This window comes from Aquabacterium olei (assembly GCF_003100395.1).
Classification (GTDB): Bacteria; Pseudomonadota; Gammaproteobacteria; order Burkholderiales; family Burkholderiaceae_C; genus Aquabacterium; species Aquabacterium olei.
The window spans coordinates 675,787-690,941 of sequence record NZ_CP029210.1; the positions used below are offsets into that span (position 1 = coordinate 675,787).

At 70.1% G+C, this 15,155-nt stretch carries 17 protein-coding genes; all 17 read left to right on the forward strand.

What is annotated here, in order from left to right:
* Positions 1–9 precede the first annotated feature (9 nt).
* From DEH84_RS03005 to DEH84_RS03085, 17 genes are read left to right on the forward strand one after another with little or no spacing between them, the layout of a single operon-like run.
* On the forward strand, positions 10–699 hold the full coding sequence (locus DEH84_RS03005) for a HyaD/HybD family hydrogenase maturation endopeptidase (protein WP_109034652.1): 690 nt from the start codon (positions 10–12) through the stop codon (positions 697–699).
* 1 nt (position 700) lies between these two features.
* A complete protein-coding gene (locus DEH84_RS03010; RefSeq protein WP_109034654.1) occupies positions 701–1,075 on the forward strand; it encodes a HypC/HybG/HupF family hydrogenase formation chaperone in 375 nt (124 codons plus the stop codon).
* Positions 1,068–1,541 carry a thioredoxin domain-containing protein gene (locus DEH84_RS03015; protein ID WP_109034656.1) on the forward strand — a complete coding sequence of 158 codons (474 nt, stop codon included), beginning with the start codon at positions 1,068–1,070 and terminating at the stop codon, positions 1,539–1,541. Before DEH84_RS03010 ends, DEH84_RS03015 begins: the two co-directional genes overlap by 8 nt.
* 12 nt (positions 1,542–1,553) lie before the next feature.
* Positions 1,554–2,459, forward strand: coding sequence for a hydrogenase expression/formation protein (locus DEH84_RS03020; RefSeq protein WP_109034658.1), 906 nt, complete (start codon positions 1,554–1,556; stop codon positions 2,457–2,459).
* A gap of 1 nt (position 2,460) precedes the next feature.
* The gene (locus DEH84_RS03025; RefSeq protein ID WP_179950607.1) at positions 2,461–2,700 is read left to right on the forward strand and encodes a rubredoxin; all 240 of its coding nucleotides are present in this window, start codon (positions 2,461–2,463) and stop codon (positions 2,698–2,700) included.
* A 2-nt stretch (positions 2,701–2,702) separates the two neighbouring features.
* Positions 2,703–3,263, forward strand: a complete 561-nt coding sequence (hybE, locus tag DEH84_RS03030; RefSeq protein WP_109034660.1) for a [NiFe]-hydrogenase assembly chaperone HybE — start codon at positions 2,703–2,705, stop codon at positions 3,261–3,263.
* Positions 3,260–4,555: a nickel-dependent hydrogenase large subunit gene (locus DEH84_RS03035; protein WP_109034661.1), complete on the forward strand. Its 1,296-nt coding sequence runs from the start codon at positions 3,260–3,262 to the stop codon at positions 4,553–4,555. Before hybE ends, DEH84_RS03035 begins: the two co-directional genes overlap by 4 nt.
* Positions 4,543–4,905 carry a hydrogenase maturation nickel metallochaperone HypA/HybF gene (locus tag DEH84_RS03040; RefSeq protein ID WP_109034663.1) on the forward strand — a complete coding sequence of 121 codons (363 nt, stop codon included), beginning with the start codon at positions 4,543–4,545 and terminating at the stop codon, positions 4,903–4,905. Before DEH84_RS03035 ends, DEH84_RS03040 begins: the two co-directional genes overlap by 13 nt.
* Before the next feature lie 18 nt (positions 4,906–4,923).
* Complete coding sequence (gene hypB / locus DEH84_RS03045; protein ID WP_109034665.1) at positions 4,924–5,898, forward strand: hydrogenase nickel incorporation protein HypB; 975 nt, start codon at positions 4,924–4,926, stop codon at positions 5,896–5,898.
* Between the two features lie 5 nt (positions 5,899–5,903).
* On the forward strand, positions 5,904–7,202 hold the full coding sequence (locus DEH84_RS03050; protein ID WP_159098823.1) for a Kae1-like domain-containing protein: 1,299 nt from the start codon (positions 5,904–5,906) through the stop codon (positions 7,200–7,202).
* The gene (locus DEH84_RS03055) at positions 7,202–7,462 is read left to right on the forward strand and encodes a HypC/HybG/HupF family hydrogenase formation chaperone (RefSeq protein WP_109034667.1); all 261 of its coding nucleotides are present in this window, start codon (positions 7,202–7,204) and stop codon (positions 7,460–7,462) included. The genes DEH84_RS03050 and DEH84_RS03055 overlap by 1 nt, the downstream gene beginning before the upstream one ends.
* Positions 7,459–8,619: a hydrogenase formation protein HypD gene (gene hypD / locus DEH84_RS03060; protein ID WP_109034669.1), complete on the forward strand. Its 1,161-nt coding sequence runs from the start codon at positions 7,459–7,461 to the stop codon at positions 8,617–8,619. The genes DEH84_RS03055 and hypD overlap by 4 nt, the downstream gene beginning before the upstream one ends.
* A gap of 40 nt (positions 8,620–8,659) precedes the next feature.
* A complete protein-coding gene (gene hypE / locus DEH84_RS03065) occupies positions 8,660–9,724 on the forward strand; it encodes a hydrogenase expression/formation protein HypE (protein WP_109034671.1) in 1,065 nt (354 codons plus the stop codon).
* A gap of 9 nt (positions 9,725–9,733) precedes the next feature.
* A complete protein-coding gene (locus tag DEH84_RS03070) occupies positions 9,734–11,218 on the forward strand; it encodes a sigma-54-dependent transcriptional regulator (RefSeq protein ID WP_109034673.1) in 1,485 nt (494 codons plus the stop codon).
* Positions 11,215–12,276 (forward strand): NADH-quinone oxidoreductase subunit B family protein, encoded by a 1,062-nt coding sequence (locus DEH84_RS03075; RefSeq protein ID WP_179950608.1) that lies wholly within the window; start codon positions 11,215–11,217, stop codon positions 12,274–12,276. Before DEH84_RS03070 ends, DEH84_RS03075 begins: the two co-directional genes overlap by 4 nt.
* A 10-nt stretch (positions 12,277–12,286) precedes the next feature.
* Positions 12,287–13,759 (forward strand): nickel-dependent hydrogenase large subunit, encoded by a 1,473-nt coding sequence (locus DEH84_RS03080; RefSeq protein ID WP_109034674.1) that lies wholly within the window; start codon positions 12,287–12,289, stop codon positions 13,757–13,759.
* Between the two features lie 15 nt (positions 13,760–13,774).
* The gene (locus DEH84_RS03085) at positions 13,775–15,154 is read left to right on the forward strand and encodes a sensor histidine kinase (protein WP_109034677.1); all 1,380 of its coding nucleotides are present in this window, start codon (positions 13,775–13,777) and stop codon (positions 15,152–15,154) included.
* The last annotated feature ends 1 nt before the right edge of the window (position 15,155 follow it).

Genomic DNA, 15,155 nt, shown 5'->3' on the forward strand with positions numbered 1-15,155 from the left:
ATTTTCGACATGACCGACACCGATCCCCGCCCCACCTCGTCCGATCCGGCCTGTCACGCCCCTGGTGGCAAGGACACGGTCATCGTGCTGGGCATCGGCAACCTGCTGTGGGCCGACGAAGGCTTTGGCGTGCGCTGCGTCGAGGCCTTTCAGCAGCGCTTCGAACTGCCGCCCGATGTGGAGCTGGTGGACGGCGGCACGCAGGGGCTGTACCTGATCCAGTATGTGCAGTCCGCCACCCACCTGCTGATCTTCGACGCGGTGGACTACGGCCTGGAGCCCGGCACGCTGAAGATCGTGGACGACGACGAGGTGCCGCGTTTCATGGGTGCCAAGAAGATGAGCCTGCACCAGACCGGCTTTCAGGAGGTGCTGATGCTGGCGCAGCTGACCGAGCGCTTCCCGAAGCATGTGCGCCTGATCGGTTGCCAGCCCGAGCAGATCGAGGACTACGGCGGCAGCCTGACCGACACGGTCAAGGCCGCGATGGAGGACGCGCTGCAGCAAGGCGTGGACACGCTGCGCGGCTGGGGCGTCGCCGTGACGCAGCGCACCCGGCCCCTGGGCGCGCAGGACGCGGTCACGATCGACACGCTGGCGATGGCCGCGTACGAGGCCGGCCGGCCGCCGGCCGATGCCGCCTGTCGCGTGGGTGACGACCGTTTCCTGGTGCCAGGCACCTCGTTGGAGGGCCACTGACATGTGCATCGGTGTGCCCATGCGCGTGTGCGCCATCGAGCCCGGCCACGCCTGGGTGGAGGGGCGCGGCGAGCGCCGTCGCGTCAACACGGCTCTGATCGGTGAGCCGGTGGTCGGCGAGTGGTTGCTGATCTTTCTTGAAGGCGCCCGCGAGCGTTTGGATGACGAGCGTGCGGCCGAGGTCAACGCCGCCCTCGATCTGATCGAAGGGGCGTTGAGCCCTGACGCCGGCATCGATCCCTTCGGTGACCCGGGCTTTGCGCTGCCTTCTGCCATGAGCGCGGCCCAGGTGGCGGCCTTGTCCGGTCAATCCCTTTCCTCCACTGGCTCAGATGGTGAGCCAGCATCCATCCCTCACGGAGCCCACCATGGCTGAGAACACCTCGTCGACCCCGATCTTTGCCGACGCCCCTGCGCAGGCTCACCCGTTGATGCAGCGCCTGGTGCGCGAGCATGGTGCGCACTGGGTCGATCTGGCCACGCTCCCGGCCTGGCTGACCGCGGCGGCAGGCGATGCCGTGATCCTGATTGCTGGCGATGCCGTGCGCTTCCCGGAAGGCCTGGACGTGGCCGTGGTGCTGCCCGAGCTGCGCACCGAATCGTGCCGGCCGTTCCGCATCGGCCTTGCCACGCCGGCAGACGAAGACGCGATCGGCCAGCGTTATGGCGCCCAGCGCCGGCCCTCGCTGGTGTTCGTGCGCGATGGCCGCTATGTCACCACCGTGTCCGGCATGCACGACTGGACCGATTTCCTGGCGCTGGTGCGCAACGCGCTGGCCAGCCCCACCACCCACGCCCCGATCGCCATCCAGGCGGCCGGCGCCGCCTCTTCCTGCCACTGACACGGAGCCCGCATGAAGCCTTTTCCCATTCCCGTCGTGGCCGATCTGCCCATGGGCCCCGGCAGCCAGATCGAAGAAGACACGCTGGACTACATGGTCATGCCCAGCGGCATGTCCACCTACCAGGCGCCGGCCCTGCCCGAACGCGAGGAGATCGCCAGCCTGACGGGAGCCCACGAGGCACTGCGCCTGGCGCTGGCATGCCTGGACCGCGCCCGCCACGGGCTGCCCGCCGACCCGGTCGACCTGATGCACCTGAACGATGCCGAACGCCGCCTGATCAACCAGGTGCTGGGCGAGGGCGAGGTCAGCGTGCGCGTGAGCCTGGCCGACGGCGAGCTGGTGGTGCAGGAGGCGGTGTTCGCCGGCGTGTGGCGCGTGCTGCACCAGGTGACGCAGCGGGGCAGCGAGGCGCGCGTGGTGCGCAGCGACCGCATCGAGGTGGGACGCATTCCCCAAGGCGTACTGGAATCGGCCGCTGCCCGGGTTCAGGCCGGTGGCGCGCGCCGCGTGCGACTGCAACCGGACGACACGTCGGCCTGGCCGGCCGGGGTGATGAATGCACCCGCCATCCTGACCGAACTGGAAGACCACATCCATCTGTGGAAGCCCGGCGTGGCGGCCCATGTGGTCAACCTGACGCTGTTGCCATTGAGCCCGCAGGATGTGGCCGTGATCGACCAGACGCTGGGTCAGGGCCCGATCCAGATCCTGTCGCGCGGCTATGGCAACTGCCGCATCGTGCACACCGAGGTGCCGCTGACCTGGCGCGTGAGCTATTTCAACTCGCAGGACGCGCTGATCCTCGACACGGTCGAGGTGACGGACCTGCCGGAAGTGGCCTGCGCGGCCCGTGAAGACCTGGAAGACTCGCACGAGCGCCTGGCCGACATGCTGGCCTGGGTGGAAGGGGCCTGACATGAGCGACCTGGGTCAGCCGCGTTTCGAAGGCAGCTACCTGGGCGACCGTGCCCGGTTGCCGGACGGTGCCCGCCTGGAATGCAAGATCTGCTGGTGGGTGTACGACCCGGCCGAGGGCGATCCGGTGTGGCAGATCGAGCCCGGTACGCCGTTCACGGCCTTGCCGGCCCACTGGCGCTGCCCGCAGTGCGATGGGGCCGCCGACCAGTTCATGGTCCTGGGCGAGGACGCGGCCTGACCATGCACGCCGCCGTGGCATCGCCCCCGACGCTGTCGCCCGCCCAGGCTGAATGGGTGCGGCAGCTGGAGGCCACCTTCGCGCAGATCGCCCGCACCCGCATGGCGGGTCTGCCGGTGGTGCATCCGCGCCTGTGCGTGCAGGCTGTGGGCTTTCATGCGCGGTCGGTGCGGGTGGGCGGGGCAGCCGACGAGTCCCGAGCCATCGAAGCTGGCGCGTTGGGCGTGCTCGTCACGCCGTGGTTCATGAACCTCGTCTGGCGGGCCGACGCGGCGGAGGCCACACCGCTGCCGGTGGGGCAGACGCGCGTTCGCACGCTGGCTGGCGAGGCCATGCCTTTTCTGGGGGCGTTCGAGCCCGCCATCGGCGCCTTCGAAGCGTGTTCGCTGATTTCGCCGATGTTCCAGTTTGCCGACCATGCCGCTGCCGTGGCCACCGCCACCGCCGTGCTGCAGGCGCTGCGGGAGGTGCCCGACGAAGCCGCTCGCGTGGCGGCGCGACGGGGTTTCCTCTTCGGTCGGTCGGGCCGCAGCAGCCCGCCTTCCACGGAGTCATCGCGATGACGTCGATGACGGCACCCATGATGAGCGAGGTCGATCGGCTGACGGGCCGCGTCGTGCTGCACCTCGACGCGCCTGCACCCCGCCTGAGCAACGAGCGGCCGGAGCTGGTGAACGCGCTCACGCGGGGCAAGCCGGCCTCGGCCTTGCCGACGCTGGTGTCGGCGCTGTTCTCCCTGTGCGGGCATGCGCACCAGATCACCTCGGCCCTGGCCGTGCGTGCGGCCCAGGGCGAGGCCGCGGCCTTGTCGGGCCGGGACGCCGCCGCGCTGCAGCTCGAAACGCTGCGCGAGCACCTGCGCCGCTTGTGGCTGGACTGGCCGCGCGTGCTGCGGGGCGAGGCCTCGATCCCTGTGGACCGCCTGCAGTCGCTGCACAGCTGCCCGGCGCTGCAGGGACCGCTGTCGCGTCTGGCGGCCGAGCCGGAGGCCGTGCTGGCGCCCACGCGGGCCTGGCTCGAAACCCATGTGTTCGGCGAGCCGCTGACAGTGTGGCTGCTGCACTGGCTGCGCGATGGCGAGGCGGCGCTGGCCGACTGGTGCCATCGCACTGACACCTTGCCTGCACGCCTGTTGCGCGACGTGCGTGCCGCGGCCCAGGCCGTGCGCCATCCCCTGCGTGCTCTGGTGGTGACCGAGGGAGAGGCCTTGCGCGGGCTGGTGCAGCGCCTGGCCAGCCAGCCCGGCCACGCCCGCGTGCCGGCGTGGGACGGGGTGCCCGTGGAAACCGGGCCGTGGTGCCGCACGCACGAGACCGATCGCCTGCCCGAGTCGCGCACGCTGTGGTGGCGCATGGGCGCGCGGCTCGCCGACCTGGCGCGCCTGGCCTTGCCCGATGAGCCGGCCCTGCCTGTGTCTCCCGGCCTGTCTGCGTTTGTCGCGGGGCCGGCGGGCCGGCATGTCCTGCAGTCCGGTGCGGTCTCGCTCGGAGATCACGCGGGCGTCGCCTGGGTCGAAATGGCCCGGGGCACGCTGTTGCACTGGGTGGCGCTGGACGGGGAGGGGCCGCGGGCCACCGTGCGCGCCTGCCAGGTGGTGGCCCCCACCGAGTGGAACTTTCACCCGCAGGGACCGGTGGCCAGCCTGCTGCTGCATGACCCGGCCCTGTGTGACCGCACCCGTCTGGCGCTGCTGCCCACGGTGTCGGCCGCGTATGACCCTTGCGTGCCGTTTGCGGTCATGTCACCGGATGGCAGCGTCTGCCCTGCGGCCGACTTCCCCGCGACGGCGCCTTTGGTGCAGACTGTGCAACCCGGTCCGTTACAGGGCCCTGAGGAGTCCCCATGCACGAACTGAGTCTGGCGGGCGGCATCGTCCAGCTCGTGGAAGACGCCGCGGCGCGCGAGCGTTTCCGTCGCGTGCAGGTGCTGCGCCTGGAAGCGGGCGCCTTGTCGGGCGTCGAGGTGCGTGCGTTGCGCTTTGCGCTTGAATCCATCGTGCCTGGCACCTGCCTGGCCGAGGCCCGCATCGAGATCGATGAACCGCCGGCCCAGGCCTGGTGCCTGGGCTGCAACCAGTCCGTGCCCATCCTGAGCCGGCTGGATCCTTGCCCCGAATGTGGCGGCGCGCGCCTGCAGCCCACGGGCGGCACCGAGCTGCGCGTTGTCGACCTGCTGGTGGACGACGAGCCCGCCACCCAACCCTGAATTCGATTGGAGTCCACCATGTGTGTCGTCTGTGGATGTTCTGGCGGCGATGCTGCCAAGCTTGAAGGGGCCCACGCCCACGCGCATGACCACGATCATGGTCATGACCACGTTCATCCTCACACCCACCCGCATCCGCACGAGCACGGCCATGCCCACCACGCCCACGAGGCGGTGGGCACCCCTCAGGTCGATGCGGCCACGGGCGACCTGCACTACGGCGCCGGCGCGGCCCGGGTCAGCGTGCCGGGCATGAGCCAGGCGCGCGCCATCCAGATCGAAACCGATGTGCTCGGTGAGAACCGCCGCGTCGCGCAGCGCAACCGCGCGCATTTCTTCGCGCACGGCGTCACCGCGCTCAACCTCGTGTCCAGCCCGGGTTCGGGCAAGACCACGCTGCTGTGCGCCACCATCGAGGCGCTCAAGCGCAGCCATCCGGGCCTGCCCGTGGCCGTGATCGAAGGCGACCAGCAGACCAGCGTCGATGCCGACCGCATCCGTGCGACCGGCGCGCCGGCCATCCAGGTCAACACCGGCAAGGGCTGCCACCTCGATGCACCCATGGTGGCCGAGGCCTTCGAGCGCCTGCCCTTGCATGGGGCGGTGGCGGCCCACGGGCACGCGCATCACCATGACCATGGAGATCACCACCACCATCACCACCACGCCGAGAAGCTGCTGTTCATCGAGAACGTCGGCAACCTCGTCTGCCCGGCCATGTGGGACCTGGGCGAAGCGGCCAAGGTCGCCATCCTGTCGGTGACGGAAGGCGAGGACAAGCCGCTGAAGTACCCGGACATGTTTGCCGCGGCCCGCCTGATGCTGGTCAACAAGGTCGACCTCTTGCCCTACCTGAGCTTCGACGTGGCCCGCTGCATCGAGAACGCCCGCCGCGTCAACCCGGCCATCGAGGTGATCGAGGTGTCGGCCACCACCGGCGCGGGCATGGACCGCTGGGTCAGCTGGCTGATGCACGTCGAGCCCACGCTGTGAACGCGATGTCGTCTCCTGTTGCCCTGCACACCCAGTCGGTGCCGCAGCCGGCCCCGCGCCGCATCCTCGCGGTGGGCGCGTGGCTCAAGAACACCGCGTGCCGCCTGGAGGGTGACACGGTGCGCTGGTCGCCGCTGCATGGTGACCTGGCGGAGCCGGCCCAGTGCATGGCGCTGGAGGCCTCGATCGAGGCGCTGCTGGCCGAGGGCCCGGTTGACGCGATCGTGCACGATCTGCACCCCGATTTCTTCAGCACACGCCTCGCGCAGCGCTGGGCTCAGCAGCTGGGCGTGCCGGCCATCGGCGTGCAGCACCACCATGCCCACATTGCCGCGCTGCAGGCCGAGCACGGCCTGGGCGAGCCGGTGCTGGGCCTGGCCCTCGATGGCGTGGGCCTGGGCACCGACGGGGTGGCGTGGGGTGGCGAACTGCTGTGGGTGGACGGGGCGCGCTGGTCGCGCCTGGGCCACCTGTCGCCCCTGTGCCTGCCGGGCGGCGATGTGGCCGCGCGCGAGCCTTGGCGCATGGCCGCCGCGACGCTGCACGCGCTGGGCCGCACCGACGAGATCCCCGAGCGCCTGGGCGCCCACCACGGCGAATCGGCCACGCGACTGCTGTCGGCCATGCTGTCGAAGCGGCTCAACAGCCCGCTGACGACGGGGGCAGGGCGCTGGTTCGATGCGGCTGCGGGCGCGCTCGGCCTGGGCGCCCGCCAGGTCTTCGAGGCGCAGGCGGCGATCGCGCTGGAGCAGGCCGCCACCGCCTGGCTGGCCGAGCACCCGATGCAGGCCGAAGCCGACGATGCGCCCGTTCGCGATGACGGCACGCTCGACCTGCTGCCCCTGATGACGCGCCTGTGGGCCCTGACCGACACCGATCCGGCTGACCGGCGTGGCGAGCCGGATGCCGCGCTGCGCGGTGAAGGGGCTGCGCGCTTTCACGTGACCCTGGCCGATGGCCTGGCCCGCTGGGCCGTGCAGGCCGCCCAACGCCATGGCGTGCGCACCGTGGTGCTGGGCGGTGGCTGTTTCTACAACCGCTTGCTGGTGGCCCGCCTGCGTGAAGGCCTGGCGCACCACGCCGAGCAGGCCGGCTTGCCCACGCTGCGCGTGCTGCAGGCCGAGGCCGTGTCCTGCGGCGACGCGGGCCTGGCCATGGGACAGGCCTGGGCGGTGGCTCATCTGTCGAGCCTGTCCGACCTCGCGTCCGGCCAGATCGACCCGCTGCCTGTTCCGTCGCCCGTGGCCGATCCGCGCTGCCCGACCCCACCCGTTCCCGTCCTGTCCCCCGAAGGAGCCCGCTGATGTGCCTAGCCCTGCCTGCCCAAGTCGTCGAGAAACGCGACGGCGACGAGGCGATCGTGAACCTGGGCGGCGTGCGCAAGGCGGTCTCGCTCGCCCTCGTGCCCGAAGCTGAAATCGGTGACTACGTGATCGTGCACGTGGGTCACGCCATCGGCCTGCTGGACCGGGACGAGGCCGAGAAGACGCTCGCGCTGTTTGCCGAGCTCGATGCCGCGCAGGCCGCCGAAGCGGCACTGACCACCGGAGGCGCCGCCACATGAAGTACATCGACGAATTCCGCGACGGGGCCATCGCGCGCCAGCTGGGTGAACGCATCCACGCCGAGGCGCACCCCGACCGCGTCTACCGCTTCATGGAGTTCTGTGGCGGCCACACGCACGCACTGTCCCGCTACGGCGTGACCGAGCTGCTGCCGCCCCAGGTGCAGATGATTCACGGCCCGGGCTGCCCGGTGTGCGTGCTGCCCATCGGCCGCATCGACCTGGCCATCCGCCTGGCGCTCGAGCGCGGCGCCATCGTCTGCACCTACGGTGACACGATGCGGGTGCCGGCGTCTGACGGCCTGTCGCTGATCAAGGCCAAGGCCCGCGGTGGCGACATCCGCATGGTGTATTCCGCGGCCGATGCGCTGAAGACGGCGCAGGCCCATCCTGACCGCGAGGTGGTGTTCTTTGCCATCGGCTTCGAAACCACCACGCCGCCCACCGCGCTGGTGGTGCAACAGGCCGAGCGCCTCGGCGTCAAGAACTTCAGCGTGCTGTGCTGCCACGTGCTGACGCCAGCCGCCGTCACGCACATCCTCGCGGCGCCCGATGCCGAGCAGCATGGCAAGGTCGAGCTCGACGGCTTCATCGGCCCAGCCCACGTCAGCATCGTCATCGGCTCCGATCCGTATGTGCCGTTTGCCGAGGGCTGGCACAAGCCGGTGGTGATTGCCGGCTTCGAGCCGCTCGATGTGATGCAGGCCATCCTGATGCTGGTGCGCCAGGTCAACGAAGGCCGCGCCGAGGTGGAAAACGAGTTCACCCGTGCAGTCACGCCCAAGGGCAATGTGGCGGCGCAGAAGGTGATGGACGAGGTCTTCGAGGTGCGCGACAGCTTTGAGTGGCGCGGCCTGGGTGTGGTGCCGCATAGCGCGTTGAAGCTGCGCGAGCGTTACGCCGCGTTCGACGCCGAGCGTCGCTTCGATCTGCACTACCAACCCGTGCCCGACCACAAGGCCTGCGAGTGCGGCGCCATCCTGCGCGGCGTCAAGCGCCCGACCGACTGCAAGCTGTTCGGCAACGTCTGCACGCCCGACAACCCGGTGGGCTCGTGCATGGTGTCCAGCGAAGGGGCGTGCGCGGCGCACTACAGCTACGGCCGCTTCCGCGACATCCCCATCGTGCCGGCCGCTCCCCAGGCCCGTGCGGCCTGACCCCGCCTCGTTGATTTGCCCCCGCTCACCGATTGATCCCATGCCCGTTCGCCCCGACTACATCCGCCCGCTCGACCTCAAGCACGGCCGCATCGACATGAGCCATGGTGCGGGCGGGCGTGCAGCGGCCCAGCTGATCGACGAGCTCTTTCTCAAGGCCTTCGACAACCCGTGGCTGCGTCAGGGCAACGACCAGGCCGCGTTCGACGCGCCGCCCGAGCTGGCCCAGGGCGGCCGCCTCGTCATGGCCACCGATGGCCATGTGGTGTCCCCGTTGTTCTTTCCCGGTGGAGACCTGGGTTGCCTGTGTGTGCACGGCACCGTCAACGACGTGGCCATGGCCGGCGCCCGTCCGCTGTACCTGGCCGCCAGCTTCATCATCGAAGAGGGCTTTCCGCTGTCCGAGCTGAAGGCGCTGGTCGAGTCCATGGCCGCGGCCAGCCGCGAGGCCGGCGTGCCCATCGTCACCGGCGACACCAAGGTGGTCGAGCAGGGCAAGGGCGATGGCGTCTTCATCACCACCACCGGCGTGGGCGTGGTGCCGGCGGGCGTGCGCATCGATGGCGCGGCCGCGAAGCCGGGCGATGCCATCCTCGTGTCCGGCACGCTGGGTGAGCATGGCGTGGCGGTCCTTTCCAAGCGCGAGTCGCTGACCTTCGAAACCGAGATCGTCTCGGATACGGCCGCGCTGCACACACTGGTGGCCGCGATGCTGCAGGCGGTGCCCCAGGGTCTGCACGTGCTGCGCGACCCCACGCGCGGTGGCCTGGCCACCACGCTCAACGAGATCGCCCGCCAGAGCGGCGTCGGGATGGACCTGGACGAGGCGGCCATCCCCGTCCTGCCGCAGGTCGAGGCCGCGTGTGAGCTGCTCGGCCTGGATCCGCTGTACGTGGCCAACGAAGGCAAGCTCGTCGCCATCTGCGCCCCCGAGCAGGCAGACGCGCTCCTGGCCGCCATGCGCGCCCACCCGCTGGGCGCCGGGGCCGCCCGCATCGGCACGGTCACCGAAGACCCCCACCATTTCGTGCAGATGCGCACGCGCTTCGGCGGCCGTCGCGTGGTGGACTGGCTCACCGGCGAGCAGCTGCCTCGCATTTGTTAAGCTGCCGGCATGAATGCCATCGACCTGCCCACCGTCCTGCTGGTTGACGACGAGGTCCGGTCCCAGGAGGCCATGCGTCGCACGCTGGAAGAGGACTTTCGCATCCTCACCGCGGGCGATGCCGAGCAGGCCCGTGCGCTGCTGGAGCAGTACCCGGTGGCCGTCATCCTGTGCGACCAGCGCATGCCCGGGCAGACGGGCGTCGCCTTCCTGAAAGAGGTGCGCGCGCGCTGGCCGGACACGGTCCGCATCGTCATCTCGGGCTACACCGACAGCGAAGACATCATCACCGGCATCAACGAAGCCGGCATCTACCAGTACATCCTCAAGCCCTGGGTGCCCGATCACCTGCTGGACACGGTGCGCCAGGCCGCGGAAAGCCGCAGCCTGCAAGGCGCGCTGCACCGCATGGAGATCGACCTGCGCGCCGGCACGGGCGTGCTGCGCCAGCGCGCCACCGAGCAACTGGCCCGCGCCAAGGACACCTTCGATTTCGGGCGCATCGAGTGCTCGCCCGGCAGCCCGGTGGAAGAGGTGTGCCGCATGGCCGCCAAGGTGGCCCGCTACGACCTCAGCGTGCTGGTGCACGGCGAGTCGGGCACCGGCAAGGAGTTGCTGGCCCGCGCCATCCACTACGCGAGCGGCCGCGCGGCCGGCCCCTTCGTGGTGGAGAACTGTGCGGCCATCCCCGACACGTTGATCGAATCGGAGCTGTACGGCCACAAGCGTGGCGCCTTCACCGGCGCCTACGACGACCACATCGGCCTGTTCCAGCGCGCCGACAAGGGGACCATCTTCCTCGATGAGATCGGCGAGACCTCGCCCGCGTTTCAGGTCAAGCTGCTGCGTGTGCTGCAGGAAGGCGAGGTGCGGCCGGTGGGCGCGCCCAAGCCGGTGGCGGTGGACGTCCGCGTGATCGCCGCCACGCACCGCGACCTCGAAGCCGATGTGCGCAGTGGCCGCTTCCGTGAAGACCTGTATTACCGCCTAGCCAACGTCACGGTCACCATGCCGCCGCTGCGCGAGCGGGGTGGCGATGTGGCCCTGATCGCGCAGCGCCTGCTCGACGAGGTGGCGCGCAGCCTGGGGCGCGGCGCGCTGCGTTTCACGGCTGATGCGCTGGCGGTGCTGCAGGCCTATCCGTGGCCCGGCAACATCCGCGAGCTGAACAACGAGGTCACGCGCGCCGTGGCCCTGTCCGACCCGCTCGCGGCGCCTGATGGGGCGGGCCTGATCGATGCCCACGCGTTTTCGCGCAAGGTGCTGCAGGGCGCGGGGTCGGAGGTGTCGCAGACCCGGCCAGAAGGCGGGCTGCACCTAGACATCCCCCAAAGCGGCACGCTGCAGGAGCGGCTCGATCGCATCGAGGCGGCCGTGTTGCGCGAGACCATGTTGCGCCTGCGCTGGAACAAGACCCACGCCGCGCGCGAGCTGGGTCTTTCACGTGTCGGCCTGCGCGCCAAGCTGCAACGCTTTGGCCTGGAGCCCAAATGAACGCGCTGCCATCCGGATCGCTGGCTCGCTCGCCCGGTGAGCCCCTGAATGTGCTGTGGCTGCAGTCGGGCGGTTGCGGTGGCTGCAGCATGTCGCTGCTGTGCGCCGACACGCCCGATCTGCCCGGCACCTGGCGCGATGCGGGCATCCGCCTGCTGTGGCACCCGTCGCTCAGCCTGGAGACGGGCGTCGACGTCATCACTCTGATGGAAGACGTGCTGGCCGATCGCCTGCGCCTCGATGTGCTGTGCATCGAGGGGGCCTTGCTGCGCGGCCCGAACGGCACCGGCCGCTTTCACATGCTCGCCGGCACCGGCCTGCCGATGATCGACTGGGTGCAGCGCCTGTCGGCCAAGGCCCACCTCGTTGCGGCCGTGGGCAGCTGCGCAGCCTGGGGCGGCATCACGGCCGGGGGCGACAACCCCACCGAAGCCTGTGGCCTGCAGCACGAAGACGAGCACCCCGGCGGTCTGCTGGGCGAGTCCTTCCGCACCCCGGGCAGACCTGGGACAAGGGCCGAGTGGCCCGTCATCAACATCGCCGGCTGCCCCACCCACCCTGGTTGGGTGCTGGACACCCTGATGGCGCTGGCCGCCGATGCCCTCACCCCGGCCGACCTGGATGCGCTCGGCCGCCCTCGCTTCTATGCCGATCAGCTGGTGCACCACGGTTGCACCCGCAACGAGTATTACGAGTTCAAGGCCAGTGCCGAGCAGCCTTCCGACTTGGGCTGCATGATGGAGCACATGGGCTGCAAGGGCACGCAGGCGCATGCCGACTGCAACACCCGGCTGTGGAACGGCGAGGGCTCGTGCACCCGCGGCGGCTACGCCTGCATCAGCTGCACCGAGCCCGGCTTCCAGGCCCCGGGCCACGCCTTCCACGCCACGCCGAAGATCGCCGGCATCCCCATCGGCCTGCCCACCGACATGCCCAAGGCCTGGTATGTGGCGCTGGCCTCGCTGTCGAAGTCGGCCACGCCCAAGCGCGTCAAGCACAACGCCACGGCCGACCACGTCGTGGTGCCGCCTGCCATCCGGCGCACGCGGTTGAAGTGAGGGCCAGCCCATGAGCACCACCCGCCTGCTGGTCGGCCCTTTCAACCGCGTCGAAGGGGATCTGGAAGTGCGCCTGGATGTGGCCGACGGCCGCGTGCACGCCGCCCACGTGAATGCGACCATGTACCGCGGATTCGAGCAGATGCTGCAGGGCAAGGACCCGCATGACGCTCTGGTCTACGTGCCGCGCATCTGCGGCATCTGCTCGGTGTCGCAGTCGGTGGCTGCGGCCTACGCCCTGCGCGATGCGGCCGGCCTGACGCCCGAGGGCATGCCCGCCAACGGCCGCCACGCGCTCAACCTGATGCTCGCCACCGAGAACCTGGCCGACCACCTCACGCACTTCTACCTGTTCTTCATGCCGGACTTCACCCGTCCGGTGTACGCCGACCGGCCGTGGTTTGCCGAGGCCCATGCGCGCTTTGCGCCGCTGCAGGGCCACCATGCCCGCCAGGCCACGGCGGCGCGCCAGCGCTGGTTCACCATCCTCGGCACACTGGGGGGCAAGTGGCCGCACACGCAGTCGGTGCTGCCCGGGGGCAGCGCAAGGGCCATCGACCTGGCCGAGCGGCTGCGCCTGCTGGGCAAGGTGCGCGAGTTTCGGGCCTTTCTGGAGCAGACGCTGTTCGCCGCGCCGCTGGAGGCCATTGCGTCCCTCGACAGCGAGGCCGCACTCATGGCCTGGTGGCAGCAGGCCGCACCCGATCACGGCGACCTGCGCCTGTTCCTCACCATCGCGTCCGACCTGGCCTTGGGTGATCTGGGCCGGGGTGACGGCCCTTGCCTGTCCTACGGCGCCTATGTGCAGCCCGATGGCCAGCCCGCGATGCGAGGCGGGGTCTGGGATGCGGCTCAGGGCCTGAGCCTGCCCGTGGAATTGGCGCAGATCACCGAAGACGCGACGCACGCCTGGCTGGACGGCGACCGTCCCCTGCACCCGCATGATGGCCAGACCCTGCCCGATGCCGACAAGCCGGCTGCCTACACCTGGAACAAGGCGCCCCGTCTGGCAGGTCGCGTCGCCGAAACCGGCGCGGTGGCCCGGCAGCTCAACGATGGTCACCCGCTGATCCGCGATGCCGTGGCGCGCACCGGCACCAACGTGTTCACGCGGGTACTGGCCCGCCTGCTCGAGCTGGCCCGCGTCGTGCCCCTGATGGAAGACTGGCTGCGTGCCGTGCGGCCCGGCGAGCCGTGGCACCAGCCCACCCCGCTGCCCGACACGGCGCGCGCCACGGGCCTCACCGAAGCGGCGCGTGGCGCGCTGGGCCACTGGCTGCGCATCGAACACGGCCGCATTGCCAACTACCAGATCGTCGCGCCCACCTCGTGGAACTTCTCGCCGCGCGATGCCGACGGCACACCCGGCCCGCTGGAGCAGGCGCTCGTCGGTGTGCCCGTGCAGCCCGGTGAGACCACGCCGGTGGCCGTGCAGCACGTGGTGCGCTCGTTCGACCCGTGCATGGTCTGCACCGTGCATTGAGGAAAGGATCACACCATGAGCCTGTCCTCGACGCCTCCGAACTTGCCGGTGCTGCCTGATCTCACCGTCGCGCCCGATGGCCTGGATGAAACGGCGTGGCTGGACGTCATCCACAAGATGGACGAGGTCTACCAGCAGCTGGTGCGTGACGAGATCGCGCTGGAGGAGAAGAACGCCCAGCTCGAGCAGTCGCAGCAGTTCATCCTGAGTCTGCTCTCGTCCATGAGCGACGTGCTGGTGGCCTGCGACAGCCAGGGGCGCATCGAAGAGACCAACGCCGCGCTGCGCGAGCTGGTCGGCCAGGACGAAGCTGGCCTGCGCGGCCGCAGCGCGCTGGACTTGCTCGCCGATGAGGACAGCGTGCAGCGCCTGCGCGAGGTGCTGGGAACGTGGCGCCCCTCACGCGGGGGGGCAGTGCTCGAGATCCAGTTGCGAGACGCGCAGGGCCAGAGCGTGCCGGTCGACTTGAACTGCACCCCCCGCCGCAACGCCAGCGCGCGCGTGGTGGGCTACGTCTTCGTTGGGCGGCCGATGGGCGAGATCAAGCGCGCCTACCAGGAGCTGCAACGCGCCCACGAGGCCCTCAAGCAGGCCCAGCAGCAGCTGCTGCATTCCGAGAAGATGGCGTCGCTGGGACGCCTGGTGGCCGGTGTGGCGCACGAGCTGAACAACCCGATCAGCTTCGTGCTGGGCAATGTGCACGCGCTCAAGAAGTACACCGACCGCATGGCAACCTACCTGCAGGCCGTGCACGCTGGCGAGCCGCCTGCGCTGCTGGCCGAGCTGCGCCAGCGTCTGCGCATCGACCACGCCCTGGCCGACCTCCCATCGCTGATCGATGGCACCCTCGAAGGCGCGCAGCGCACCACCGACATCGTCAACGGCCTGAAGCGCTTCTCCGTCATGGACCGGGAAGACCGCGAGCCGGTCGACCTCAACGCCGTCATCGAACGGGCCATCCACTGGGTGCGCAAGGGCACGGCACCGGGCTTCACCATCCACTGGGCGCCACAACCCCGTTGCCTGGTGCGTGCCAGTGCCGGCCAACTGCTGCAGGTGCTGATGAACCTGATCCAGAACGCCTATGACGCGGCCTCGGCGCGCAGCGCGCAGCCCGAGCTGTGGATCACGCTGGCGCACAATGAACGCGAGGCCACCATCACCCTGCGCGACAACGGGCCCGGCATCCCGCCCGAGCACATGGGGCGGCTGTTCGATCCCTTCTTCACCACCAAGCCGGTGGGCAAGGGCACAGGCCTCGGGCTGTCGATCAGTTTCGGCACCATCGAGCAGCACGGCGGCCGGCTCACGGCCGCCAACGCGCCCGAGGGCGGGGCGGTCTTCACCGTGACGCTGCCCCTGCTGGGTGCCGAGCCCCCAGCCGCCGCAAGCTGAG

Bases quoted from the DNA above. Each gene is read 5' to 3' on its own strand.
- DEH84_RS03005 (WP_109034652.1), top strand. From the start codon at position 10: ATGACCGACACCGATCCCCGCCCCACCTCGTCCGATCCGGCCTGTCAC.
- DEH84_RS03010 (WP_109034654.1), top strand. From the start codon at position 701: ATGTGCATCGGTGTGCCCATGCGCGTGTGCGCCATCGAGCCCGGCCAC.
- DEH84_RS03015 (WP_109034656.1), top strand. From the start codon at position 1,068: ATGGCTGAGAACACCTCGTCGACCCCGATCTTTGCCGACGCCCCTGCG.
- DEH84_RS03020 (WP_109034658.1), top strand. From the start codon at position 1,554: ATGAAGCCTTTTCCCATTCCCGTCGTGGCCGATCTGCCCATGGGCCCC.
- DEH84_RS03025 (WP_179950607.1), top strand. From the start codon at position 2,461: ATGAGCGACCTGGGTCAGCCGCGTTTCGAAGGCAGCTACCTGGGCGAC.
- hybE (WP_109034660.1), top strand. From the start codon at position 2,703: ATGCACGCCGCCGTGGCATCGCCCCCGACGCTGTCGCCCGCCCAGGCT.
- DEH84_RS03035 (WP_109034661.1), top strand. From the start codon at position 3,260: ATGACGTCGATGACGGCACCCATGATGAGCGAGGTCGATCGGCTGACG.
- DEH84_RS03040 (WP_109034663.1), top strand. From the start codon at position 4,543: ATGCACGAACTGAGTCTGGCGGGCGGCATCGTCCAGCTCGTGGAAGAC.
- hypB (WP_109034665.1), top strand. From the start codon at position 4,924: ATGTGTGTCGTCTGTGGATGTTCTGGCGGCGATGCTGCCAAGCTTGAA.
- DEH84_RS03050 (WP_159098823.1), top strand. From the start codon at position 5,904: ATGTCGTCTCCTGTTGCCCTGCACACCCAGTCGGTGCCGCAGCCGGCC.
- DEH84_RS03055 (WP_109034667.1), top strand. From the start codon at position 7,202: ATGTGCCTAGCCCTGCCTGCCCAAGTCGTCGAGAAACGCGACGGCGAC.
- hypD (WP_109034669.1), top strand. From the start codon at position 7,459: ATGAAGTACATCGACGAATTCCGCGACGGGGCCATCGCGCGCCAGCTG.
- hypE (WP_109034671.1), top strand. From the start codon at position 8,660: ATGCCCGTTCGCCCCGACTACATCCGCCCGCTCGACCTCAAGCACGGC.
- DEH84_RS03070 (WP_109034673.1), top strand. From the start codon at position 9,734: ATGAATGCCATCGACCTGCCCACCGTCCTGCTGGTTGACGACGAGGTC.
- DEH84_RS03075 (WP_179950608.1), top strand. From the start codon at position 11,215: ATGAACGCGCTGCCATCCGGATCGCTGGCTCGCTCGCCCGGTGAGCCC.
- DEH84_RS03080 (WP_109034674.1), top strand. From the start codon at position 12,287: ATGAGCACCACCCGCCTGCTGGTCGGCCCTTTCAACCGCGTCGAAGGG.
- DEH84_RS03085 (WP_109034677.1), top strand. From the start codon at position 13,775: ATGAGCCTGTCCTCGACGCCTCCGAACTTGCCGGTGCTGCCTGATCTC.